The organism is Streptosporangium brasiliense, from assembly GCF_030811595.1.
In the GTDB taxonomy this organism is placed as follows: domain Bacteria; phylum Actinomycetota; class Actinomycetes; order Streptosporangiales; family Streptosporangiaceae; genus Streptosporangium; species Streptosporangium brasiliense.
In genome coordinates this window covers 3,596,863-3,620,589 of sequence record NZ_JAUSRB010000002.1, presented here as the reverse complement: position 1 = coordinate 3,620,589, position 23,727 = coordinate 3,596,863, and the positions used below count along the sequence as shown (strand labels likewise).

At 71.7% G+C, this 23,727-nt stretch carries 21 protein-coding genes; 5 read left to right on the top strand and 16 right to left on the bottom strand.

Going from position 1 to position 23,727, the window contains the following annotated elements; translation table 11 throughout:
• Nucleotides 1-107: 107 nt before the first annotated feature.
• Complete coding sequence (locus tag J2S55_RS25325; RefSeq protein WP_306865675.1) at nucleotides 108-665, bottom strand: HdeD family acid-resistance protein; 558 nt, start codon at nucleotides 663-665, stop codon at nucleotides 108-110.
• A 113-nt stretch (nucleotides 666-778) separates the two neighbouring features.
• On the opposite strand from J2S55_RS25325, the gene J2S55_RS25320 reads away from it, so the two are divergent.
• On the top strand, nucleotides 779-1,990 hold the full coding sequence (locus J2S55_RS25320; protein WP_306865673.1) for a M20 metallopeptidase family protein: 1,212 nt from the start codon (nucleotides 779-781) through the stop codon (nucleotides 1,988-1,990).
• Nucleotides 1,991-2,021: 31 nt separating this feature from the next.
• On the opposite strand, the gene trhA is transcribed toward J2S55_RS25320, so the two are convergent.
• A complete protein-coding gene (gene trhA, locus J2S55_RS25315; RefSeq protein ID WP_306865671.1) occupies nucleotides 2,022-2,696 on the bottom strand; it encodes a PAQR family membrane homeostasis protein TrhA in 675 nt (224 codons plus the stop codon).
• 93 nt (nucleotides 2,697-2,789) lie between these two features.
• On the bottom strand, nucleotides 2,790-4,331 hold the full coding sequence (locus J2S55_RS25310; RefSeq protein WP_306865669.1) for a penicillin-binding transpeptidase domain-containing protein: 1,542 nt from the start codon (nucleotides 4,329-4,331) through the stop codon (nucleotides 2,790-2,792).
• A gap of 89 nt (nucleotides 4,332-4,420) precedes the next feature.
• Here J2S55_RS25310 and J2S55_RS25305 point away from each other — a divergent pair, with 89 nt between their 5' ends.
• A complete protein-coding gene (locus J2S55_RS25305) occupies nucleotides 4,421-5,242 on the top strand; it encodes a spermidine synthase (protein ID WP_306875567.1) in 822 nt (273 codons plus the stop codon).
• Between the two features lie 22 nt (nucleotides 5,243-5,264).
• Here the strand turns inward: J2S55_RS25305 and J2S55_RS25300 are convergent, their stop codons facing one another.
• Nucleotides 5,265-7,037: a sensor histidine kinase gene (locus J2S55_RS25300; protein ID WP_306865667.1), complete on the bottom strand. Its 1,773-nt coding sequence runs from the start codon at nucleotides 7,035-7,037 to the stop codon at nucleotides 5,265-5,267.
• 181 nt (nucleotides 7,038-7,218) lie between these two features.
• On the opposite strand from J2S55_RS25300, the gene J2S55_RS25295 reads away from it, so the two are divergent.
• Both J2S55_RS25295 and J2S55_RS25290 read left to right on the top strand, forming a co-directional pair.
• Nucleotides 7,219-8,595, top strand: a complete 1,377-nt coding sequence (locus J2S55_RS25295; RefSeq protein WP_306865665.1) for a serine hydrolase — start codon at nucleotides 7,219-7,221, stop codon at nucleotides 8,593-8,595.
• Nucleotides 8,596-8,729: 134 nt separating this feature from the next.
• Complete coding sequence (locus J2S55_RS25290; RefSeq protein WP_306865663.1) at nucleotides 8,730-9,716, top strand: pirin family protein; 987 nt, start codon at nucleotides 8,730-8,732, stop codon at nucleotides 9,714-9,716.
• A gap of 148 nt (nucleotides 9,717-9,864) precedes the next feature.
• Here the strand turns inward: J2S55_RS25290 and J2S55_RS48355 are convergent, their stop codons facing one another.
• From J2S55_RS48355 to J2S55_RS25240, 11 genes are all read right to left on the bottom strand, one after another.
• Nucleotides 9,865-10,071 (bottom strand): type II toxin-antitoxin system PemK/MazF family toxin, encoded by a 207-nt coding sequence (locus J2S55_RS48355; protein WP_370879698.1) that lies wholly within the window; start codon nucleotides 10,069-10,071, stop codon nucleotides 9,865-9,867.
• Nucleotides 10,061-10,291: a ribbon-helix-helix protein, CopG family gene (locus J2S55_RS25285; protein ID WP_306865661.1), complete on the bottom strand. Its 231-nt coding sequence runs from the start codon at nucleotides 10,289-10,291 to the stop codon at nucleotides 10,061-10,063. Before J2S55_RS25285 ends, J2S55_RS48355 begins: the two co-directional genes overlap by 11 nt.
• A gap of 36 nt (nucleotides 10,292-10,327) precedes the next feature.
• Nucleotides 10,328-12,121 carry an amylo-alpha-1,6-glucosidase gene (locus J2S55_RS25280; protein ID WP_306865659.1) on the bottom strand — a complete coding sequence of 598 codons (1,794 nt, stop codon included), beginning with the start codon at nucleotides 12,119-12,121 and terminating at the stop codon, nucleotides 10,328-10,330.
• A gap of 2 nt (nucleotides 12,122-12,123) precedes the next feature.
• On the bottom strand, nucleotides 12,124-12,984 hold the full coding sequence (locus J2S55_RS25275; RefSeq protein WP_306865656.1) for a carbohydrate ABC transporter permease: 861 nt from the start codon (nucleotides 12,982-12,984) through the stop codon (nucleotides 12,124-12,126).
• 12 nt (nucleotides 12,985-12,996) lie between these two features.
• Nucleotides 12,997-13,872 carry a carbohydrate ABC transporter permease gene (locus J2S55_RS25270; protein ID WP_306865654.1) on the bottom strand — a complete coding sequence of 292 codons (876 nt, stop codon included), beginning with the start codon at nucleotides 13,870-13,872 and terminating at the stop codon, nucleotides 12,997-12,999.
• Nucleotides 13,873-13,940: 68 nt separating this feature from the next.
• Nucleotides 13,941-15,248, bottom strand: a complete 1,308-nt coding sequence (locus J2S55_RS25265; RefSeq protein WP_306865652.1) for an ABC transporter substrate-binding protein — start codon at nucleotides 15,246-15,248, stop codon at nucleotides 13,941-13,943.
• A 37-nt stretch (nucleotides 15,249-15,285) separates the two neighbouring features.
• Nucleotides 15,286-16,041 (bottom strand): SDR family NAD(P)-dependent oxidoreductase, encoded by a 756-nt coding sequence (locus J2S55_RS25260; RefSeq protein WP_306865650.1) that lies wholly within the window; start codon nucleotides 16,039-16,041, stop codon nucleotides 15,286-15,288.
• Nucleotides 16,038-17,267: an ATP-NAD kinase family protein gene (locus tag J2S55_RS25255; RefSeq protein WP_306865649.1), complete on the bottom strand. Its 1,230-nt coding sequence runs from the start codon at nucleotides 17,265-17,267 to the stop codon at nucleotides 16,038-16,040. The genes J2S55_RS25260 and J2S55_RS25255 overlap by 4 nt, the downstream gene beginning before the upstream one ends.
• Nucleotides 17,264-18,823, bottom strand: coding sequence for an aminomethyl-transferring glycine dehydrogenase subunit GcvPB (gene gcvPB / locus J2S55_RS25250; protein WP_306865647.1), 1,560 nt, complete (start codon nucleotides 18,821-18,823; stop codon nucleotides 17,264-17,266). Before gcvPB ends, J2S55_RS25255 begins: the two co-directional genes overlap by 4 nt.
• Nucleotides 18,820-20,151 (bottom strand): aminomethyl-transferring glycine dehydrogenase subunit GcvPA, encoded by a 1,332-nt coding sequence (gene gcvPA / locus J2S55_RS25245; RefSeq protein WP_306865645.1) that lies wholly within the window; start codon nucleotides 20,149-20,151, stop codon nucleotides 18,820-18,822. The genes gcvPB and gcvPA overlap by 4 nt, the downstream gene beginning before the upstream one ends.
• Nucleotides 20,148-22,145: a beta-galactosidase gene (locus J2S55_RS25240; RefSeq protein ID WP_306865643.1), complete on the bottom strand. Its 1,998-nt coding sequence runs from the start codon at nucleotides 22,143-22,145 to the stop codon at nucleotides 20,148-20,150. Before J2S55_RS25240 ends, gcvPA begins: the two co-directional genes overlap by 4 nt.
• Before the next feature lie 110 nt (nucleotides 22,146-22,255).
• Between J2S55_RS25240 and J2S55_RS25235 the strand changes: the two genes are divergently transcribed.
• Nucleotides 22,256-22,894 carry a GntR family transcriptional regulator gene (locus tag J2S55_RS25235; RefSeq protein ID WP_306865641.1) on the top strand — a complete coding sequence of 213 codons (639 nt, stop codon included), beginning with the start codon at nucleotides 22,256-22,258 and terminating at the stop codon, nucleotides 22,892-22,894.
• A gap of 207 nt (nucleotides 22,895-23,101) precedes the next feature.
• Here J2S55_RS25235 and J2S55_RS25230 read toward each other — a convergent pair whose 3' ends face one another.
• Complete coding sequence (locus tag J2S55_RS25230; protein WP_306865639.1) at nucleotides 23,102-23,668, bottom strand: superoxide dismutase family protein; 567 nt, start codon at nucleotides 23,666-23,668, stop codon at nucleotides 23,102-23,104.
• Nucleotides 23,669-23,727 lie beyond the last annotated feature (59 nt).

Here is a 23,727-nt window from a genome sequence, read left to right as displayed (position 1 = left end):
GATGATTCCCCGCCAACAGGGCATCTATATGGAGACATTACGCACATGGGCCGATTTTTGTGAAGATTCTCCAGTGACTACGTGACATGCGGCTTCCCTGACGGTGACTACACGACACGCGGGTTCCCCGACGGGCCCGCCCGGTGCGCGCCGAGCGACTTGACCCTGAAGGCCAGCGCGATCAGGGCGATGCCGTACACGATGGCCATGGTGCCGATGAGCCAGACGACGGCCAGCGCGCCCGAGCCCGGCCAGACGCACAGCAGGATGCCGAACAGCACCGACACCACGCCGCTGACAATGAACATCCACTCCCCCTCCATGGCCTTGCGCAGCCGGATCGCCGCCACGATCTCGAGGAGACCGGTGACGATCGCCCAGCCCGCGATGACGTACAGCAGCGCCAGCGCGGTCATCCCCGGCCGGGCGAAGGCCAGGACGCCGGCCAGGATGCTGACGACGCCATAGACGATCATCCATATCCGGGAGCCGCCGCGCCCGGAGCTGAACAGCGCGAACACGCCGTTGACCAAGGCATACGCGCCGAAGACGATGACCAGGGCGTAGATTGTGATCCCCGGCCAGACGATCGCCAGCAGACCGAACAGGATCGCGCACAGGCCCCGGACCAGATGCACCCACCAGGTGCGAGCCAGCTCTTCCATGTGCCCTCCTCGTGTGATCCATTCCTTTCCAGAAGATCGCCAACCCGAGACCTCAAAACGGTCAAATCGGGGATATCGTGCGTTCAGATCACGCAATCGCCAGGAGGAGTGCCGTGTCCCTTCGCGAGTCCGCCGCCGACATGCGAGATGAGCTGGTCCGTCTCCGCCACGCCCTGCACCGGCAGCCCGAGATCGGCCTCGACCTGCCCCGGACCCAGGAGAAGGTGCTGGCCGCCCTGTCGGGCCTGCCCCTGGAGGTACGGCTCGGCGAGCGGCTCAGCTCGGTCACGGCCGTGCTGCGCGGCGCCCGGCCGGGCCCGACCGTGCTGCTCCGGGGCGACATGGACGCCCTGCCGGTCTCCGAGCGCAGCGGCGCGGAGGTGACCTCGCAGGTGGACGGCCGGATGCACGCGTGCGGCCACGACCTGCACACCACCATGCTGGCCGGGGCGGCCCACCTGCTGTCGGCCCGGCGGGACCAGCTCGCCGGGAATGTGATCTTCATGTTCCAGCCGGGCGAGGAGGGGCAGGGCGGCGCGAAGATCATGATCGACGAGGGCGTGCTGGACGCGGCCGGCGAGCGCCCGGTCGCCGCCTACGCCCTGCACGTCATCAGCGCGGCGCTCCCCCAGGGGGTGTTCATCACCAAGGGCGGCCCCATGATGGCCGCCGCCGACAAGTTCGTCGTGACCGTGCGCGGCGCGGGCGGCCACGGCTCGGCGCCGCACCGGGCCAAGGACCCGATCCCCGTCGCGTGCGAGATGGTCACCGCGCTGCAGACCATGGTGACGCGGGGGTTCGACGTGTTCGACCCGGTGGTCGTCACCGTCGGCAGCTTCCACGCCGGCACCACCGACAACGTGATCCCGGACGAGGCCCGGTTCGAGGCGACGATCCGGTCGTTCTCCAGGACCTCACACGAGCGGATCCAGGAGCGGGTGGTGACCCTGGTCAAGGGGATCGCCGCCGCCTACGGGCTGGAGGTGGAGGCCGACTACCAGGTGAGCTACCCGGTCACGGTCAACAACGGCGCCGAGGCCGACTTCGTCGGCGCGACCATCCGCGAGGTGTACGGCGAGCAGCGCTTCGTCGAGGCCCCCCAGCCGTTCACCGGATCGGAGGACTTCTCCTTCGTCGCCGACCGGATTCCTTCGGCGTTCGTGGCGCTCGGCGCGTGCCCCTCGGACACCGACGCGGGCAAGGCCGCCTACAACCACTCCCCCGAGGCGCGCTTCGACGACGCCGTACTGCCCGACGGCGCCGCGCTCTACGCGGAGCTCGCGGTGCGCCGTCTCGGGCTCGTCCCGCTCTGCCCGCCGCAGTGACCCGGCCCGCCGGGCCAGGGCGCCCGGCGCGTCACACCGCCGCGTAGACCACCAGTGACACCGCCACGTACTGGACCAGGTAGGCGGCGACGGTGAGGGCGTGGAAGACCTCGTGGAAGCCGAACCAGCGGGGGGAGGGGTCGGGGCGGCGCAGGCCGTACACGACCCCTCCCGCCGTGTAGAGCAGCCCGCCCACGAAGACCAGGACCACCGCGGCCACCCCCGCGCCCGCCACCAGCTGGGGCAGCACGAAGACGGCCGTCCAGCCGAGGCCGATGTAGAGCGCGGTGGACAGCCAGCGGGGGGCGCCGGTCCACAGCACCCGGAACAGCACCCCGGCGACCGCGCCGGTCCAGATCACGCCGAGGACCGCCGCCCTGGCGGGGCCGTCCAGGGCGAGCATCGCGAACGGCGTGTAGGTCCCGGCGATGATGAGGTAGATGTTGGCGTGGTCCAGGCGCCGCAGCACCTCCCCGAGGCGCGGGGAGAGCGCGCCCCGGTGGTAGGTGGCCGAGATGCCGAAGAGCAGGCCCGAGGTGATCGCGTAGATCGCGGCGGCGAGCCGCGCCTGCAGCGTGGGGCCCAGCGCCACCAGGACGAATCCGGCGATGAGCGCGACGGGCAGGGCTCCGGCGTGCAGCCAGCCGCGGAGGCGTGGCTTGATCGACTCTGGGAGCGTGAGCCTCTCGGGAGCAGTCGTGGTCATAAACCTACGGTAGCGTAACTTACTTCACCGTAGGTTGTGATCTGTCCTACAGAACCGGCTCCCCCGACGCGCGGACAGCCCCGCCGGGCAGCCTCAGAGCGCCCGCAGGAAGCGCGCCGCGATGGGCGCGGCCGCCTCCGCGCCGCTCCCGCCGTTCTTCACCAGGACGGCGAAGGCGGTCTTGCCGTGGTAGCCGATGAACCAGGCGTGCTCCCGTCCGCCCCCTCCCACCTCGGCGGTCCCCGTCTTGCCCGCCGTACCGGCCGGGAAGGGGACGGCCGAGGCGGTGCCGGCCGTCACGACCTCCCGCATCATCGTGCGCAGGCCCGCGGCCACGCCCGGCGGCAGCGGGACCGCCTCGCCGGTCCGCGCCGGCAGCCTCGCCATGACCGGCTGGTGCCAGGCGCCGTCCCGCACGGCGGCGGCGGCCAGGGCCATGCAGAGCGGGCTGGCCACCACGGAGTTCTGGCCGATGGCGTCGGAGCGGAGCCCGTCGAGGTCCGTGTGCGGTCTGATCTCGCCGCAGACCCCGGGGCCCTTGAGGTCCTTGTTGAACCCGAACAGCTCGGCGGCCCGCACCAGGCCGCCGTCGGACAGCAGGCGGATCGACTGCTCGACAAAGGTCGTGTTGCAGGAGGCCGCGAAGGCGCCGCTCAGCGTGAGGGCCCCGGGGATGCCGGATCCTCCCGCGTTGGTGACCTCCTGGCCGTTCGGGGGCGTGTAGGTCGCCGGGCACGTCACCGGCGAGTCCGGGGTGAGGCCGCCGGCGAGCAGCGCGGCGGCGGTGACCACTTTGAAGGTCGAGCCCGGCGGGTAGCGGCCGCGGATGGCGGCCTGGCCGCCCAGCTCCCGGCCCAGCCGGTCGGCGACCGCGAGCACCTCGCCGGTGTCGGTCCGGACGGCGACGATCGCCGCGGGCCGGTCCACGCCGTCCAGCGCCCGGGCCGCCGCGGCCTGGACCGGCCGGGAGAAGGTGGTGCGGACCTTTTCGACGGACGGCGGCGCGAACGCCGTCAGCTCCTGTGCCGTCCCGTCCGCCTGGACCGCCTCCAGGACGTAGCCGCTGTCGGTCTCGTCCAGGTCGGCCCCGAGCATGTCGAGGTAGCTCTCGGCCCCGCTGTCGCGCGGGAAGCGCGCGCCGGAGCGGGTGACCAGCTCGGCCGCGGGCGCCGGGGTCTCCCTGAGCCGGATCCGCCCGCCGTCCTTCAGCGCCGGGTGGAGCGTCTCCGGCGCCCAGAGCACCCTCCACCGCCCCTCCCGCAGGGCCAGCCGCAGTGTCGAGGAGAACGGCCAGGCCCCGAGGTCCTTGATCTCCCTGACTCCCTGGAAGGGCAGCTCGGCCGACCGGTCCCCCTGCCGCCGCAACGTGCCCGGCGTCAGGTCCAGCGTCTCGATCTCCAGATCCCGGGCGAAGGCGCGGTGCCGCTCGGCGAAGTCGACGGGCCGGTCGGCGACCAGGCGGCCCATCGCGCCGATGTCGCTGTTCTCCCAGGCCGTCAGGTAGGCCAGCGCCGTCTCCTCAGGACCGGCCACCTTGCGGCCCTCCGCCTCCCTCGGGCGGACCAGCACGTAGACGCCGGCGGCGATGACGGTGAGAACGACGATGATGAGTGTGAGGACCGCTCGACTACGCATACGGTTTCTCCCAAGGGTGTCCCCCGGGTTGTTGTATATCAGAGGAAAGAGGATCAAAGGTGATGGTCAGGCGGGAACCGCGAGGGCCGATGCCGGGCCGTTATCCGGTGACCTTCGGCGAGGTGGAGCTCCTGGGGGATCTCGACCGGCCCTCCGGTTGGGTGATCTCCAAGGACGGCGTGCCCCAGTCCTACGTGGACCTGGAGGATCCGACCTACCTCGACTTCGAATACGTCCGGCTGATGGCCACCGTGATCGACCTCCTCGACGAGGGCCCGCTCGACGCCGTGCACGTGGGGGGCTGCGCCTGCACCCTGCCCCGTTACGTGGCGGCGACCCGCCCGGGGTCGCGGCAGACCGTCGCCGAGCCGGACGGCGGCCTCGTGCAGCTCGTCAGGGACCAGCTCAGGCTGAAGTCGGTGCCGCGGCTCAAGGTGAAGATCCTTGACGGCCGTACGGCGACCGCCGGGCTCCAGGACGGCTCGGCCGACCTGGTCGTGCTGGACGCCTTCAGCGGCGCCACGATGCCGCTCGACCTGGCCACCTCCGAATACATGGGCGACGTCGCCCGCGTCCTGCGCCCCGCCGGGACCCTGCTGGTCAACATCGCCGACGGCAAGGGCCTGGCCTTCGCGCGCCGGGTGCTCGCCACCGTGGGCCGCGTCTTCCCCCACATGGCCCTGCTCGCCGACCCCGGCGTCATGCGGGGGCGCCGCTTCGGCAACCTCATCGTCGCCGCCTCCCGCACCGGCCTGCCCCTCACCGCCCTGTCCCGCCGGGCCGCCGGGGGCCTCACCCAGGCCCGGTGCGTCTACGGGGACGACCTGACCAGGTTCATCGCCGGAGCACCCCCGCTCAATGACGGCGACCCCGTCGTCGTGCCCGTCCCGCCGCCGGCGGTGTTCGGCTGAGCGCGGGCGGACCGCACGGCCGTCAGCCGGGCGCCGGCACCCAGGCGCGCAGGCGCGTGCCCTCTCCCGGCCTGGCGGTCAGCTCCAGTCCCCCGCCGAGCGCGGCCATCCGGTCGGCCAGCGGGCCCAGCCCCCCGCGGCCGGTCAGCGCCGGGTCGAAGCCCTTCCCGTCGTCCGAGACGACCGCCTGAAGCCGCCCGCCGGCCTGCGTCAGCCGTACCTCGATCCGGGAGGCCGCGGCGTGCTTGAGCGCGTTGGCGATCGCCTCGCTCACCGCGAAGTAGACCGCGCCCTCAATCTCGTCGGGGAAGCGCCGTGCCCGCAGCGCCGCGTCGGCGGCCACCGTCGTCGCCACCGGCAGGCGCGAGCAGCGCTCCTCGACCGCCTCCACCAGGCCGCCCTGGCTGAGCACGGACGGGTGGATGCCCGCCGCGAGCTCCCGCAGGTCGGTGAGGGTCTGCCGGGCCTGCTCGCGCAGGAGCGCCAGGCTGTCGGGACCGCCGCCCGTCGCCCGGGCCAGCTCCAGCCCCGCGATCAGCGCCACGAGCTGCTGCTGGACCCCGTCGTGGATGTTGCGCTCGATCCGCCGCCGCTCGGCCTCCTCGGCGTTGACCAGCCGGGCCGCCAGCCCCGCGCTCTGGATCGCCAGCCCGATCGGCACCGCCAGCGCCCGCAGGAGGCGCCGGTCCTCAGTGGTGAAGCGTCCCACCGTCCTGGGGCCGCACGCGATGCGCCCCAGCCCGGCCGGCACGGTGAGCACGGCCTCGCCGTCCTCCTCCCCCGCCACCACCCGCGTGCCGTCGGCGAGCTCGACGGCGGCCCACCGGACCTCCAGCCCGGCCTGCACGGCCCCGGCCAGCCTGCCGAGCTGCTCCACCGGCTCCGCCTCCTCCAGCGCCGGGCCGAGCTCGGTCAGCAGCTCGTCCACCGTGGGCCGCAGGTCGAAGACCAGGAAGAGCCGGGAGCCCCTGATCCCCACCCTGACGTCGAGGAGGTTGTGCCGGAAGACCGCCGCCGCGATCACGGCGGGCATCGCGGCCATGGCGCTGAAGACGCCCACCCAGACGGCCGGGCTGAGTTCCCCCGCCCCGAAGAAGAAGGGAGTCATCAGCACGAACCCGCCCAGGGTGCCCACGGTCCCGGCGACCATCCAGCGGAGCCGGCGGCGCTCGGTGGAGGCGCTCCGCCGCCAGCGGACGATCAGGGAGGTCAGTACGGCCAGCCCCACCAGGAAGGTCACGACCTGTCCCAGGCCGCCCACGGCGGCGACGACCAGCCCGGCCGGCCCGCTGAGCCCGAGCGGGTTGCCGCCCGGGAAGATGGCGTAGACCTCGTCAGGAGACAGGAGGATGCTCAGCCAGTGCGCGGTGACGGCCGCCGCGGCGATCCAGGCGACGGGCCGCCAGCGGCGCGAGGGCAGGCGCCCGTCGGGGAACATGATGGGGATGAAGACCCAGGACAGCCCGTAGAAAACGGTGAACAGCGAGGCGAGCACGGCGGCGACGCCGGCCAGCGGGCCCTGGCCGATGTCCTCCCGCATCAGGAGGCTGGTGCCGAACGCGCCGAGGCCCAGACAGTCCGCGGCGGCCAGCAGCAGCCAGCCGTAGACGTTGTCGGGGCGCCGGTCCGCGACGAGCCAGCCGATCGCGGGCAGGGTCAGGCACACCACGATGAACAGCCACTGGCTGAACGGCGCGGGCAGCCCGGTCTCCAGCAGCCCGCCCGCGACGATCGCGGCCGCGGCCACCGCGGCCGCCGCCGCGGCGAGCACACGGGAGGAGGTCGCGGCAGTCATGAAAGGGAGCGTGACCTGCCGCAGAAGTCTCCGTCTATGGGGTTGTCCGCACATCCGTTGCAGTTTGCCGCACCCCGTGGGACGGAGGGTGGCCGGGTGTCGCGGCCGCGCGGCCCTGCCTAGTTTGGGATCAAGGCCACCGGAGAGGTGGTGACGTCCCCGGTCCGACAAGGAGCTTTCCGTGCGACTTCCGTTCAGACAGGCACGCATCCTCGCCCTCGCCCTCGCCACCGCGGCCGCACCACTGGCGGTGCTCGCGGCCGGCGGGCAGGCCGCGGCGGCCGTCCCCGCCGCGCCGGCGGTCGCCGCGGCTCCGGTGATCCCCGACAGCCCGGCCGGCCGGCAGCTGAGCTGGTTCCTCGACGCCGTGCCCAGGGCGCCCATCGCCGAGAGCGAGCTGCGCGACCACCTCAGCGCGGAGTTCCTCAAGACGGTCCCACCCGCCGACTTCAACGCCTTCACCGCGCAGCTCAAGGGGCTCACGCTGGAGAAGCTGACCACCGTCAAGCCCGACCTCCTGGTCGGACCGGTGACCGTCGCCGGGCAGAAGTTCGTCCTCACGCTGGCCGTGGACGGCGACGGGAAGATCGGCTCCCTGCGGGTCGCCCCCCAGAACGTGCCCGTCCCCCCGGTCCCCGGGAGCTGGACCGAGCTCGACGCCCGGCTGCGCAAGGTCGCCCCCGAGGTCGGCTTCCTCGCCGCCGAGATCGACTCCCGGGGCCGATGCAAGATCGTCCACTCCGTGGCGCCGGACCGGCCCCGGCCGCTGGGCTCGATGTTCAAGTTCTACGTGCTGGGCGCGGTGGCCGAGAAGATCCGCGACGGCAAGCTGAGCTGGGACGGCAAGCTCACCATCAAGCCCGAGTGGAAGAGCCCGAGCCAGGGAGGCCTGTTCGAGCGTCCCGACAACAGCACCACCACGGTCCACGAGGCCGCGAAACTGATGATCTCGATCAGCGACAACACCGCCACCGACATCCTCATCCACACCGTCGGGCGCAAGGCCGTCGAGGCCAAGGTGCGGCAGTGGTCCGGTCACGCCAAGCTGAACATCCCCTTCCTCACCACCCGGGAGCTGTTCCTGCTCAAGGGGGTGAACTATCCGGAGCAGGCCAGGTCCTACCTCGCGCTCAGCCCCGCGAAGAAGCTCGCCTACCTGGAGGGAACGGTCGCCAAGCAGTCGCTGTCGGACATCAAGTACTGGACCAAGCCCCGTGAGATCGACACGCTGGAGTGGTTCGGCTCCCCGCGCGACGTCTGCCGCGCCTACGCCGGCCTGACCGCGCTGAACTCCAAGCGGCTGCACGAGACGCTGTCGGCCAACGACGGCAGCCTCGGTCTCGACCCCAAGAAGTGGTCGGCGACCTGGTTCAAGGGCGGCTCCGAGCTCGGCGTGCTGGACCTGGGCTACCTCGCCCGTCCCGCCGGGAAGTCCGGGAAGTCCTACGTCGTCACCACGCTGACCAGCGACCCCCGGACGGTGATCGACGAGAGCACCGCCGCACCGGAGCTCATCTCGCTGAGCCGGGGCGCGTTCGCCCTGTTCAGGACCCGATGATCCGGTGACCGCCGGGGCCTGACCCGGCCGGCTCCGAGGCCGTGGCGCGCTCCGCGCCACGGCCTCGTCCCCTGCGGAATAGTTGAAGAATCAACTGAGTTGATACCAGCGAATCTCGCAGGAAGGAGCCCGACATGCCCGCCGTGACCGTAGAGAACCCGTTGACCCTGCCCCGGCTGACCCAGCCGCTCGACGCCGTGCGCGAGCGCGAGGTGCTGGCCGTGACCACCGCGCCCAGCGGATTCGAGGGCGAGGGCTTCCCGGTGCGCAAGGCGCTGGCGACGATCAAGCCCCAGTATCTCGACCCGTTCATCATGATGGACCAGATGGGCGAGGTGGAGTACGCGCCGGGCGAGCCCAAGGGCACTCCCTGGCACCCGCACCGGGGCTTCGAGACCGTCACCTACATGATCGACGGCGTGATGGACCACGCCGACTCCCATGGCGGCGGCGGCACGATCTCCGACGGCGACACGCAGTGGATGACCGCCGGCGGGGGCATCCTGCACAAGGAGGCTCCCCCGGAGTGGCTGGTCGCCAAGGGCGGCCTGTTCCACGGCATCCAGCTCTGGGTCAACCTGCCGGGCAGCCAGAAGATGGTCGCGCCCAACTATCAGGACATCGGCAGGTCCAACGTCGTCCTGCTCAGCAGCCACGACGGCGGGGCGCTGGTCCGCCTGATCGCCGGCGAGGTCGGCGGCTTCACCGGCCCCGGCAGCACCAGGACGCCGATCACCCTGCTGCACGCCTCCCTCAGCCCCGGCTCCCGCCTCACGCTGCCCTGGCGCAAGGACTTCAACGCCCTCGCCTACGTCCTGTCCGGACGGGGCTCGGTCGGCGCCGACCGGCAGCCCATCGAGTCGGGCCAGCTGGCGGTCTTCGACGGCTTCGGCACCCTGCCGGGCCTCGGCACCGACGGTGAGACCATCACCGTCTCGGCGTCGGCGACCCAGGAGAGCCGCAGCCCCAACCTGGAGGTCATCGTGCTGGGCGGCCGCCCGATCGGCGAGCCGGTCGCGCACTACGGCCCGTTCGTGATGAACACCCAGGAGGAGCTGGTCAAGGCCTTCGAGGACTACCAGGCCGGCCGCCTGGGCACCATCCCCGCCGCTCACGCCTGAGCGGCGGCCAGGTCGAGGAAGAGACACGGGCGGAGATCACAGGAGTCCGTGATAGAGCCTCAACGCGTCGTCCAGCGCGTCCAGCTCGTCGTCCTCCAGAATTCCCACCCACTGCGTGAGCTTGGCGATGTCCACCGCCAGCATCTGCTCAAGCAGGATCCGGCATTTGCGGCCGTCGACCTCCGCCCGGGCGAGTCAAGCTCGCCCGGGCGGAGGTGGACGTGGGCGCCACCGTCACGACCGACCCGATGAAACTCGTGGCGGTCACCACGACCGCGTATCGCCGTCCCTGCTGGGTGTGGTCCTGAGAGCGAGGGGGAAGAGTCACATGGAAGATGGACCCCTTACGAAGCAAGGTAGCGGGCCCACTCCCTGATCCGCTCGGCCTCTTCCCGCTCGGCGGGATCGCTGGCGATCTCGGCCGACTCCTTCCGCATCCGCTCCTGCATGGTGGTGAACCACGCGAGGTGGATGGCCTTGCGGACGACCTCCGAGATCGACTCGCCCATCTCCTCGGCAACCTGCTCGAGCTCTCTGCGCGTCTTGTCATCGAGACGCACCGTGACCGTCGTCATGCCGCCAATGTAACTCGAATTGTCATACGCGGCCGGTCACGCCTGAGCGGCGGCCAGGTCGAGGAAGAGGGCGGAGGACCAGCCGAAGCCGCTGGTCGCGCGGGCCGCGCGGGCGCCGGTGAGCGGGTTCCAGTATTCGTACAGGCCGCCACCGGCGTTCACCATCTCCAGGGTCCGCCTGGTCAGCTCGTCGGCGACCTCGGCGTGGCCCGAGCGGCGCAGACCCTCGATCAACAGGTAGTTGACGTTGAGCCAGACCGGGCCGCGCCACATGGCGTCGGGGTCGAAGGCCGGGTCGTCGAAGGCGACCGTGGGCACCGGGCGCTCGGCCCAGAAAGCCGGGGAGAGCAGGTCGGCCACCAGCCGCCCGGCGATCTCCTCGGGGAGGCGGCCGGTGAACAGCGGCATCAGCTCCAGCGGGGTCCGGGTGGCCACCTCCACCTCGCCCGCCCGTGCCCCCGCCGCCCCGGCGTCACCGGCGGCGTTCCCCGGCGCGCGGACCTGTCCGCCGGACCTCTCCGGGGTCCCCGCCTCCGCGGCGACCTCCGCTGACGGCGCCGCCGTACGGCGGGCCGCCTTCGACAGGGTCACGAAGCGGCTGCCGTTCCAGCGCCTGGCCACCAGCAGCTCGACGTGCTCGGCCGCCCGCTCCCGCCAGAGCCGCGCCTCCCCGGTACGGCCCAGCGCCTCGGCGATGTCGCCCAGCCGGTCGGCCTGCAGGGCCAGGTAGGAGTTGAGGTCCGGGGGTTCGGCCCGGGGACCGTGGTCCCAGATCGGGCTGTCGTCCAGACCTGACGAGTAGGGATGGAGATATTCGGCCAGCCCGTCGCCGTCGGGGTCGGAGACGGTCAGCCACCACTCGTGCGAGCGGGCGATCGGCCCGTAGACCTCGGCGAGGAAGTCCAGGTCCGGGGCCACCTCGTGGATCTTCCAGACGGCCCAGGCCGTCAGCGGGGGCTTGGTGACCGGGACGACGCCGCCGATCGGCTCGGCGGCCCCTTCCGGACGCTCCGGCTCCTCCCCCCGTGCCCCGTCGGCCGGCTCGGCTCCGTCGGCCGGCCGAGCGGGATCTCCGGCCCCGTCGGAGCCCTCCCCGCCCGCCTGGCCGACGTGCTGGGCCAGGCGGATGTGGTCGGAGCGGGGCAGGTCGGTGGTCTCGGCGAGCACGCCCAGGTCGTGGACCACGTCGGGGATGAGGCCGTCGGGACGCTGGTGGTCGAGCAGGATGCGGATCTGGTCACGGGCCAGCTCGGGATCGGCGTGGCGCAGGGCGACGGCGTGGAAGTAGGAGTCCCAGTTCCAGATGCCGACATATCCGTACTTGGATGGGACAACGCCCTCCCGGCCGCCCGCGGAGCCGATGGGCAGCAGGTTCACGCCGAGCGTCCACCACGCCTGCTCGGCCCGCTCCCGCAGCCCCTCCGGCACGGCCGGCATCCGGCCGGACCACTCCCGCCAGCGACGCGCGGCGCTCTCCAGCAGGGCGGCGCCGTCGTACGGGCGCGCCTCCCCCACCAGCACGCGGGCTCCGTCGATCTCCACCGCGCCGCCGTCCCAGACCGCGCGGGCCCCCGAACCGGTCAGCACCAGCGTCTCGGCGTCGGCGAAGACCAGGTCCACGCCTCCCTCGAAGGAGATGCGGTCGGCGCGCGCCTGCCGTACGGGCAGCTCCGCACCGCCGGAGAACACCCGCAGACCGGTGAGCACGGTCGTCTCCGACAGCCGTGTCTCGTACTCGGCGCGGGCGATCCAGAGCGAGCCGTCATCGGCGGCCATCACCAGCAGCCGGGAGCCGCGCTCGGTGAAGGGCCGCTCGCGAAGGTCGAGCATTGTCAGCGTCCTCCCAGGCCGGACATGGCCATGCTGTTGAGGATGCGCCGCTGGCCGATCAGGAAGGCGATCATCATCGGGATGACCGAGATGGCCGAGGCGGCGAGGATGAGGTTGTAGTCGGTGGCGCCGTGCTGCCCGGCGAACTGGCTGACCAGCAGCGGCACGGTGGCCAGCTCAGGCGAGTTCAGGAAGATCAGCGGGAAGAAGAAGCTGTTCCAGCTCGCCAGGAAGACGATGATGCCGAGCGCGCCCATGCCGGGCCTGACGTTGGGCAGCACGACCCGCCAGAAGATCGTCCAGCGGCCGGCACCGTCGAGGCGGGCGGCCTCCTCCAGCTCGATCGGGACCGCCCGGATGAACTGCCGCAGCAGGAAGACCGCGAAGGGATTGACGAAGCCGGGCACGATCAGCGCCAGGTGGGAGTCGATCCAGCCCAGCTTCGACAGCATCAGGTAGAGCGGGACGATGATCACCTGCTGCGGCACCATCTGGGTCGCCAGGAACAGGCCGAACAGCAGGCCGGAGCCGCGGAAGCGGATCCTGGCGAAGGCGTAGGCGGCCATCGCGGAGGTGACCAGGGTGAGGACCACGTTGACGACCGCGATGTAGAAGCTGTTCCAGTAGGCCTGGGCGAAGGGCAGCGCGCCGAACGCGTCGGGATAGTTCTGCGCCCGCCAGGGGGCGGGCAGCCAGTCGAGCGGCGAATTGATCATCTGGTGCGCGCCCTTGAACGACGTCAGCAGCATCCAGACGAACGGGAACAGCATCACCAGCCCGCCGGCGGCGAGCGCGGCGTGCAGGGCGACCTGGCCCAGCCGGCGAGGGACGGGGACGCGGGAGGGTCCGGGGATCACAGCCATCGACGCCTCCCCTTAGGAGTCGTAGTGGACGAAGCGCTTCTGCACTCCGAACTGGACGAGGGTGACGAGCAGCGTCAGCGCCAGCAGGATCAGCGCGGCGGCGCTGCTCATGCCGAACTCGAAGTCCTTGAAGCCCAGGTCGTAGACCTGGTAGACGATCGTGCGGGCGCCGTCGTTGTGGTCGGGGTTGACCAGCACGTAGATCTGGTCGAACGCCTGGAAGGAGCTGATCACCGCGACCACGGTGGAGAAGAAGATGGTCGGGGAGATCATCGGCAGCGTCACCGACCGGAAGATCCGGACCGGGCCGGCACCGTCGATGCGGGCGGCCTCCGTCAGCGACGGCGGGATGGTCTGCAGCCCGGCCAGGAAGATCACGACGTTGAGGCCGAGCGAGGACCAGACGGTCACGACCGCGATGGCCACGATGACCCAGCCCGGGTCGTCCAGCCAGTTGGGCAAGGTGATCCCGAACCAGTCGTGGACGGTGCTGTTGAGCACGCCGTAGTCGCCGCTGGCCAGGATGACCTGCCACATCACGGCCACCGCGACCGAGCTGGTGACCACCGGCAGGAAGTAGACGACCCGGTAGAAGGTCTTGCCCCTGACGTTGTTCAGCGCGATCGCGACGAGCAGCGCGAGCGCCAGGCCCACCGGGACGGTCAGGACGGCGAGCTTGACGGTGTTCCAGACGGCCGTGCCGAAGTCGGGGTCGGAGAGCTGGGCGGCGAAGTTGTCGAAGCCGACCCAGGACATCTCGCCGAGCCCGTCCCACTTCATGAACGCGAGCGCGATCGCGAACCCGAGCGGGAGGACCAGGAAGGCGAGCAGGCCGAGGACCTGCGGGGCGAGGAAGAGCGCGGCCCACCAGCCGTCCCGGCTCCGCACGCGCGTCGTCGCGCGCGCGGGCCGGGGTTTCGCGGCAGGGCGCGCCGAGGTGACGGCGCCCACAGCCGCTATCCGATCTTGCCGTCGACGAGGGACTGGAGCTCGGTCATCCCCTGCTCGAAGGCGACCTTGCCGGTCCAGACCTTCAGCAGGTGGTCGTTGATGTCCTTGGTGAGGCCGGGCACCGCGACCTCGTCGGAGTAGTTGGCGAAGCCGGTGTCACGGACGTCCAGGAAGGTCTGGGCGTGCGCGGGGTAGCCGCCCTCCAGCACGACCTGCTCGGCTCCCTTGATCGAGGGGACCGCGCCGCCGTTCTTGAGGCGCAGGAGCTGGCCCTCCTTGCTGACGAACTCGGTCAGGAAGGTGAAGGCCTCCTTGGCGTTCTTGGAGTCCTTGTTGAGCGCCAGGTAGGAGGCCGCGACCGCGCCGGACATCGGCTGGCCGGTCTCCGACGGGAACGGCACGATGTCGTAGTTGGGCAGGTCGCCGCCCTTCTTGACCACGTCGATCATCCACCGGCCGCCGGCGAAGAACCCGGCCTTGCTCCGGATGAACTGGGTGTTGGCGCCGTTGCTGGCGGGCAGCACGTCGGCCGACAGGAAGGTCTTGTCGGCGTAGCCCTTGGCCAGGGTCTGCAGGGCCTCGCGCGACTTGGGGTCGGTGGTGGCGACGAACTTGCCGCCGTCCCAGACCTTGCCGCCGAAACCGCTGATGACGCTGTAGGTCGAGCCGTACCAGTTCCAGAAGATCGAGCCGGCCTTGCCCGCCGCCTTGAGCTTGGCGTTCATCTCGAGGTATTTGGCCATGGTCCACTTGCCGGCCGCGTTCAGCTCGGCCGGGTCCTCGGTGATCCCGGCCTCCTTGAGCGCCTTCTTGCCGTACCAGAGCACCTCGGGGTTGGTGTCGTTCGGGACGCCGTAGATCTGGCCGTCCTTCTTGGCCCCGCCGTAGACGCCGTCGAAGAAGTCCTCGGGCTTGCTCTTGCTGTCCGCGCCGGCGAGCTTGTCGTTGAGCGGGGCGAGCACCCCGGCGGCGACGAACTTTCCGACGTTGTCGTCACCGACGAAGAAGACGTCGGGCGCGGTCTTGGAGGTGAGCTGGGTCAGGAGCTTGGGGTGGTAGTCCTCGTACTTGGGGACCGTCTCCATCTTCAGCACGATGTTCGGGTGGCGCTTCATGAAGTCGTCGTTGAAGCCCTTGTAGAGCGCGACGTCCTCGGCCGAGCCCCAGGTCGACCACCGGATGGTGACCTTCCCGCCGGCGGCCGGGCCGCCGGTGGCCGCGCCGCCGCCGCTCCCGCTGCAGGCGGCGGTGACAGTGGCGGTCAGGGCCAAGGCCGCTGCGGCCAGGGCTTTCTTGGAGATGGGGAAAGACACGGTGTGCCTCCTGGGGGTGGGGTTTTCGGGGGGTGGGTTAGGCGAGTCCGCCACCGTCGACGACCAGGGCCGCGCCGGTGACGTAGCTGGCGGCGTCACTCGCCAGGAAGAGGACGGCCTGGGCGATCTCGTCGGGACTGCCCGCGCGGCCCATCGGGCGGTCGGCGGCGTCGGCGGCGAAGGCGGCCCAGTCCTCCGAGAGCTGGCGGGCCTCCTCGCGGAGCATCGGGGTGTCGGTGTCGCCGGGGTTGACCGAGTTGACGCGGATGCCGGCCTTGGCGTGGTCGATGGCCAGGGCGCGGGTCATGTTGACCACGGCGGCCTTGGAGGCGCAGTAGGAGATGGCGTTGCCGCCGCCCTTGAGGCCCCAGCCGGAGCCGGTGTTCACGATCGAGCCGCCGTCCTTCATGGCGGGGATCGCGTGCTTGCACATGAGGAAGACCGAGCGGACGTTGACCGCCATGACCCGGTCCCACTCGTCGGCCGTGATGTCCAGGGCGGTGGTCCGGCGGATGATCCCGGCGTTGTTGAACAGCACGTGCAGGCCGCCGAAGGTCTCCACCGCGGTCCGCACGGCGCGCGCGCAGTCCTCCTCAGCGGCCACGTCCGCCGTGACCGGCACGGCCCTGCCGCCCTCGGCCTCGATCTCCCCGGCCACCTCCGCGGCACCGGGGCCGTCGAGGTCGGCGACCACGACGGCCGCGCCCTGGCGGGCGAACAGCAGCGCGGTGGCCCGGCCGATGCCGGAGGCACCGCCGGTGACGATGGCGACCTTGTCAGTCAGGGTGGTCATGCCGGGAACTCCTCAGTCGCGGAACGGATCCGGTACATCGCGCTCTCGCGATATCCGGTGATGACGGAGACGTGGCCGCCGACCAGGGCGTCCGCCTCCGGGTCTCCGGTGTCGGCCAGCAGCGGGCGCCCGCCGAGGCCGGCGAGCTTCTGCTGGGTGGCCAGGACGGTCAGCCCTCCGGAGGCCATGATCTTTTTCAGTACGGCGGGGCTGATCTGCTGGTTGCCCCGGCCGAGCACGAACCCCTGGCCCCCGATCACCGAGACGACGGCGTGGGTCTCGCCCCCGCCGGCGAGGTCGAGAAGCTCCCGCTCGGTCACGTCGGCGGCGACCAGCTCGCCGTCCTGGACCACGTCCACGCCGAGCAGCGTGGTGGCCAGGCCGAGCCGGCGGCCGACGGCCATGGTGGTGGCGCCGGGGCCGAGGACGTAGCGGACGCCGGGCCGCATCCGGGCCACGACCTCCCGGGCGATGCTCTCGGCCGACCCGGGGGCGGCCGAGGACGACCCGACCTTGCGGCCCGACAACCGCGCCCTGGCGGCGGGCACACGCAGGGTGCCGTAGAGCCGGGGACCGACCCGGCCCCGCCGGTAGGTCTCCTCGTCGAGGTCAACCACCTCGGCCTCGGCCGTCCGCCCGTCGAACTCGGCGGCCGTCGCCCCCGCCGTGGCGGGGCTGAGCGCGAAGCAGCCGGAGTAGACCTTCACCCCCGCCGGGACGCCGAGCACCGGGCAGGACGGCGAGCCGTCGAGCACGTCCCTGGCGGTGCCGTCGCCTCCGGCGAACAGCAGCAGGTCGATGTCCTTCATGGCCTCGACGGCCGCCACCGTGTCCCGCGAGGACGACGGGTCGCCGGGGACGAGCCGCAGCAGCTCCGGGACCGCCCCGGCCGCCCGCGCGCTGTCCTCGCCCATCGACCCCGCGACGGTGCGGATCCGCGTGCCGGGACGCCGGGCCAGCAGGGTCCGCACGGCCTGCGCCGCGCGGTCGCCGGCCCCGGGGCGGGACCCCCGGGCCAGCGCCTCCCGCTGGACGTCGGCACCGTCGCTGCCCTTGAGACCGGCCGGTCCGCCGATCCCCGCGACCGGGTTGACGATCAGCCCGACCGTGAGGACCTCTCCGCCCGTGGGCACGGGCGCCGCCGGGGCGGCGGGAGACGGGGCGGAGGCCGCCGGTCCCGGGAGGGCCCGGGACGCGTCGGGGGACATCGGCCGGTCAGCGGTCATGCCAGGTGCTTACGGGTGTAGGCGCGCCAGGTGGGCGACCACTGCTTGGGGTCGTCCAGTGACGTCTGATCGATCTTGTGGACCGTCTGGTTGTAGGGGGCTCCCTTGACGTGCTCGGGGTCGCGGCGGGCCTCGTCGGCGACGTGGGCGAGGATCGCGGCGTACTCGTCGAGGTCCTCCTTGGAGTACGACTCCGTCGGCTCCAGGGTGAAGGGCTCGGGGACCAGGTAGGGGTGGTGGCTGGTCCAGTAGTGCACGCCGAAGTCCGCGGCGCGGACGCCGATCTCCTCCGAGTGCACGCCCGTCTCCTCGAACAGCCCCTGCCAGGAGTAGCGGACCTGCTCCAGGCGCTTCTCGCCCCAGGGCGCCGAGGCGCCGGGGATGCTCAGGATCTTGTGCATCAGGTAGTTGTTGTTGAGCACCGCGGTCTCGGCGACCTCGCGCAGGCCCTCGGCTCCCAGCGCCATGACCCAGGCGTAGGCGCGGACCACGTTCGGGGTGACGCCGAGGAAGGGGCGCATCTTGCCGACCGACTGCGGGCGGTCGGCGTCGAGGTGATACCTCGACCCGTCGAACTCCACGGTCGGGCCGGGCAGGAACGGCGCGAGCCGCTCGGAGACGCCGCTCGCCCCGCCCGCCGGACCGCCGCACGCGTGCGGGGTGGAGAAGGTCTTGTGCAGGTTGAAGTGGCACAGGTCGAACCCGGCGTCGGCGGCGCGGGTGATGCCCAGGATGCCGTTGGCGTTGGCCTGGTCGTAGCAGGCCAGGCCGCCGGCCCCGTGCACCAGGGAGACGAACTCCTCGATGCGCGGGTTGAAGATGCCCGTGTCCTCGGGATTGGTGATCATCAGGGCCGCGGTGCGCGGGCCGACGGCGGCGCGCAGGGCCTCGATGTCGGGGTAGCCGTTCTCGTCGGGCATCAACGTGATGACCTCGTACCCGGCGGTCTTGGCGCAGGCCGCGTTGGACGGGTGGGAGAACATCGTGGTGATGACCTGGTCCCGCTGCCGCCCCTCGCCGCGCGAGGCGTGGTAGGCGCGGATCATCGCGATGTTGGCGTAGATCGCCGCCGACCCGGAGGCGGGCTGGAGCGAGACTCGGTGCATCCCGGAGATCTCGGCCAGGATCTTCTCCAGCCGCCAGTAGACCTCCAGGACGCCCTGCACGGTGTCGTCGGGCTGGAGCGGGTGGAGCTCGGCCACCTTGGGGTCGTTGACGAAGCGGTCGTTGACCTTGGGGCTGTACTTCATGGTGCAGGTGCCCTGGCCGACCGCGATGGCCTGGTCGACGCCCAGGTTCTCCTGCGACAGCCGGACGTAGTGCCGCAGCACGTGCAGCTGCGACATCTCGGGCAGCTTGGGCGGCTCGGCCCGCCGTACCGAGGCGGGCAGCTCCACCGCGGGCACCCCCGCGGCCGGTACGGCGATGCCCCGGCGGCCGGGACGCGACTGCTCGAAGATGATCGGCTCGTCCCAGCGAGCCTGGTGGAAGCGGCGCAGCGGCGGCTTGGGCGCCACCGGCAGCTCCGCGAACGACTCTCCCGCGTGCCCGCTCACGCCAGTTCCTCCTGTACGGCTGCCGCCAGCCGGTCGATGTCGTCCTTGGAGTGCCGCTCGGTCACGCAGACCAGCAGCGTGCGGTCGTCCAGCCGGACGCCGCCGAAGATGCCGCGCTCGCGCAGCGCGGCCAGGAGCCCGTCGGAGGAGGGCACCTCGATCGCGAACTCGCGGAAGTGGACGGCGTCGGGGTGGAGCACCCGGGCTCCGGCGTCCGCGACGCGGTCCATCGCGTAGCGGGTGCGAGCCAGGACCGTCTCGCCGAGCTCGCGCATGCCCTCGGGCCCCATCAGCGCGAGGTAGACCCCGGCGGTGATGCCCCACAGGGCGGCCGCGGTGCCCACCCATTCCTTGCCCTCCTCGCGGTGGGCGAAGGAGGTCCGGTCGTAGAAGACGTCGCCGAAGCCGTACTCGCCGGGCACCGCGGTGGGCGCGATGCCGAACAGCCGCGAGGGGATCTCGGCGACCAGGCGCTCCTCGTCGCGGGTGGCGATGTATCCGGCGTGGCCGCCGCCGTAGCTCTGGTGCATGCCGAGCGACTGGATGTCCCCGCAGGCGATGTCCGCGCCGTAGGCGGCGGGCGGGGCGAGCACGCCCAGCGAGATCGGGTCGGCCGAGACGACCAGGAGCGCGCCGACGCCGTGCGCGAGGTCGGCGAGCTCGCGGCCCCGCGTCTCCACGACGCCGTAGACGTTCGGGGTCTCCAGGTAGATCGCGGCGAAGGTCTCGTCGATCTCCACGTCACCGATCTCGCCGCCCGCCCCGACCGGGGCGATGACGAGCTCGACGTCGTGGTCGAGGAAGTCGCGCAGCTTGCTCATCTTGTCGGCGCTGACGGCCCCGCTGAGCAGCACCTTGGAGCGGCCGGTGTAGCGGACCGCCATCCTGATGGCGGTCCCGGCCGCCTGGTAGCCGTCGTAGGTCGGGACGTTGACGACGTCCATCTCCAGCAGCTCGGCCATCATGCTGACGTACTCGAACATGGCCTGGAAGCGGCCGTGGTCCTCATACGGCTCGCCCGCGTAGGCGGTGAGGAACTCGCCGCGCCCGTTGACCTCGTCGCAGACGGCCGGGACGTGGTGCGGGTAGCAGCCGTGGCCGAGGAAGCTGAGCACCTCGGTGGTGTCGGTGTTGCGCGCCAGCAGCCCGCGCATGTGCGCGACCAGCTCGTGCTCGGAGGCCATCGGCTCGGGCAGGTCCAGCGGCCGGTCGAGGCGGAGGCCGGCCGGGATGACCGCGTAGAGGTCCTCGACGCTCGCGGCGCCGATGGCGGCGAGCATCTCGGCCCGCACGCCTGGTTCGGCGTTCGGGATGTAGGGGTGTGTCACCGTTCTCCTTCGGTTGGCTCGGCACCGGTGCGCAGCACCACGGCGTCGCGGGGCGGGATGTCGATCCGGCCGCTCAGGTGGCGGCCGGTGAGCAGGTCGGTCCCCGGCTCCCGCAGGTCGACCGGGGCGGGGGCCGTCGAGTGGTTGAGCAGGAAGAGGTAGCGGCCCCGGCGGGTGGCCTCCACGCCGTGCGGCACCTCGGCCACCGGCTGGACGCCCGCGGCCGCCAGGACCTCCGACAGGACCGGGGTGACGTCGTCGAGCAGGCAGCTCAGGTAGGTCGCCCGCCCCCGCCTGGTGATCGCCGCCTGGCCGTCCAGGTCGCCGCCCTCGTAGCGGGCGAGCACCTCGGCGTCCTCGACGCGCAGCCACTCGGCCCAGGTCCGTGCCGGTACGGCCGGCGCCCCGCCGTCCCCGGTCCCGAACCGCACCCGCTGGAGCTGTCCGTCGGGGAGCGGCCAGAACTCGTCCACCGTCAGGCCGAGCAGCTCCCGCAGCGGGCCGGGGGCGCCGCCGTCGTGGATCTGGTCGGCCGGGTCGACGACGCCGCTGAACGGGCCGACGACGAGGTGGCCGCCGAACGCGGCCAGCCACTCGGCCTGCTCCGGGGTGCACATGTAGAGGTTGGGGGCGATCACCACGCGGTAGCCGGACAGGTCGCGGCCCATCGGGACGAGGTCGACCGCGATGCCGCGGGCGTGCATCGGCCCGTACCAGGACTGCAGGAGCTCCTTGAGCCTGAGCCGGTTGGAGGGCATCGACTCGGGGGCCTCCAGGCCCCACCAGCTGTCCCAGTCGAGGAGCAGCGCCACGTCGGCGCGCGTCTGCGACCCGGCGATCTCGGCCAGGCGTCCGAGGTCGGCGCCCAGCCGCAGCGTGTCCTGCCAGCCGCGCGAGGCGGTGCCGCCATGCGGCAGCAGCGCGGAGTGGAACTTCTCCGGACCGTACTTGGCCTGCCGCCACTGGAAGAACATCGCGCCGTCGGCCCCGTGGGCCAGGGCCTGGAGGCTGTGCAGGCGCATCATGCCCGGCGGCTTGGGCGCGTTGACCTCGCGCCAGCTCACCGCGCTCGACGCCTGCTCCAGCAGGATCCACGGCTGCCGTCTCAGCGACCGCATCAGGTCGTAGCTGAGCGCGACCGCCACGTGCGAGGCGGGGTCGGCGGGGTCGGGGTAGGCGTCGTCGCTGACGATGTCCTCGGCCTCGGCCCATTTCCAGTAGTCCAGGCCGTGCAGGATGCTCATGAAGTTGGTGGTCACCGGGATGTCCGGGGTGACCTCGCGGAGCACGGCCTTCTCCAGCTCGAAGCACTCCAGCAGCGCGTCGGAGCAGAAGCGCCGCCAGTCGAGGACCTGGGCCGGATTGACCGGTCCCGGAGCCTTACGGGGCGGGTTGACCTGGTCGAACGCGGTGTAGTGCTGGCCCCAGCAGGAGGTGCCCCAGGCGGCGTTCAGGCCCTGGACCGATCCATACCGCGCCTGGAGCCAGCGCCGGAAGTGCCGGGCGGACTCCTCGCAGAAGCATTCGAGGGTGTGGTCGGCGTACTCGTTGCCGATGTGCCACATGGCCAGCGCCGGGTGGTCGGCGTAGCGCTCGGCCATCGCCCGTGCCAGCCGTACCGTGGCCTCGCGGAAGACCGGCGAGCTGGGGCAGTAGCTCTGGCGGGAGCCGAAGTCCAGGCGCGTGCCTCCCGCGTCCACCGGGAGCACCTCGGGGTGCTCGCGCACCAGCCAGGGCGGCGGGGTCGCGGTGGCGGTGGCCAGGTCGGCGGCCACACCGTGCTCGTGGAGCAGGTCGAGGATCCGGTCCAGCCAGCCGAAGTCGTACTCCCCGGGGCTCGGTTCGAGGCGGGACCAGGAGAAGACCGCGACGGTCGCCATGTTCACCCCGGCCTCGGCCATCAGCCTGGCGTCCTCGTCCCAGACGTGCTCCGGCCACTGCTCGGGGTTGTAGTCACCGCCGAACAGCAGACCGGAAACCCTGGTCAGACCCACCCGTAACTCCGATCTATGACATGTAATATTTTGAATGCAGAATTCATAGTGCAGTATTTTGCATCACGTCAAGTGGGTACGCTTGGCTCAAGATCAACCCAAGGAGTGTCATGCCGATCGAGCGGCGCCCCCTCCGCGAGCAGATCCGCGAGGAGCTCATGCTCCGGCTCGACCGGGGCGACTTCGCCGCGGGGACCGACATCAACGAGGCGGCCCTCGCCGGTGAGCTGGGGGTCAGCCGCACCCCGCTGCGCGAGGCACTGATCACGCTCGCCGGCGAGGGCGTGCTGGAGAGCAACCAGGGCCGGGGGTTCCGGTTCGCACCGGTCAGCCGCAAGGAGTTCCGTGAGCTGTGCGCCATCGTGGCGGCCCTGGAGGCGCTCGCCCTGGAGAGCTCGGACCCGGCTTATCTGAGGAGGATCGCCCCGGAGCTGCTCGCGCTCGCCCAGGACTTCTCGGCCGACGTCGCCGAGCGGCAGGACATCGAGCGCCACGACGACGAATGGCACGACCTGCTGCTCAGCGGCTGCGCCAACGAGCGGCTACTCGACCTGATCACCAGCGTCAAGGCGGGCATGCGCCGCTACGCCCACCTGATGACCGGGGAGAGCACCCCGATGGAACGCGCCGCCGAGGAGCACTGCCGGGTGGCCGAGCGCCTGATCGACGGCGACCTGGAGGGCGCGGCGGCGGCCCTCAGGGACAACTGGATCAACGGCATGGAGCGGATGATGTCCCGCATCCCCTGACACCACAGCACCTCCGGGGCGGTCCCCGCACGTCCCGGGGGGGGAGGACACGGCACCTCCGGGGCGGGTCCGCGACGTCCCCTGACACCACAGCACCTCCGGAACGGTCCCCGCGCGTCCCAGGAGGACACGGCCCCTCCAGGGCGGCTCCCGCGGCGTCCCCGGGAGGGCATGGCGCGGCTCCCGCGCCGCGCCGGCCAACTATAGCTAGCGCTTGGTGAGGGTGACGCAGGCGACGCGGGGGCCGGCGGTGCCCGCCTCGGCCCCCTTCCTCCTGGTCCGCTGCGCGTGGATCACCAGGGAACCGGGCAGCCGGTCGGAGGCGAACGCCCAGTCCTGCTTGGCGGTGGCGGTGGCGCCGCCCTCGGCGTCGGTGGTGAAGTCGAGCCACACCTCGTTGTCGGCGCTGGCGTGGCTGTGGGCGTGCTGGTAGTGCGGACCGGCGTCCTCGGGACTGGCGCCGCACGGGTTGACGTGCAGGTGCGCGCCGTAGGTCCGGTTGGGCAGCAGGCCGCCGACCGTGAGCGTGGAGGTGGCGAGCACCGCCCCCGACTCGGACATGACCCGCGCCGAGGCGCCGGGGGGCGCCAGCTTGATGTCGTAGGCGATCGCCGAGGCCTTCGGCACCGGCACGGTGAGCGTGCCGCCCCCGGAGAGCCGGATCCCGGTGGCGCTGGGCACGTGTCCGGCCGGGTGGGGCTGGGGCACGGCCTCCTGCCCGGCACAGGCCACGCTCAGCAGACCGACGGCGGCGAGAGCCACGAGGATGCGCATCGAACATCTCCTTGACCAGGCAGGGCAGGACAGGCACCCACTCTAACGAGTAATCGACT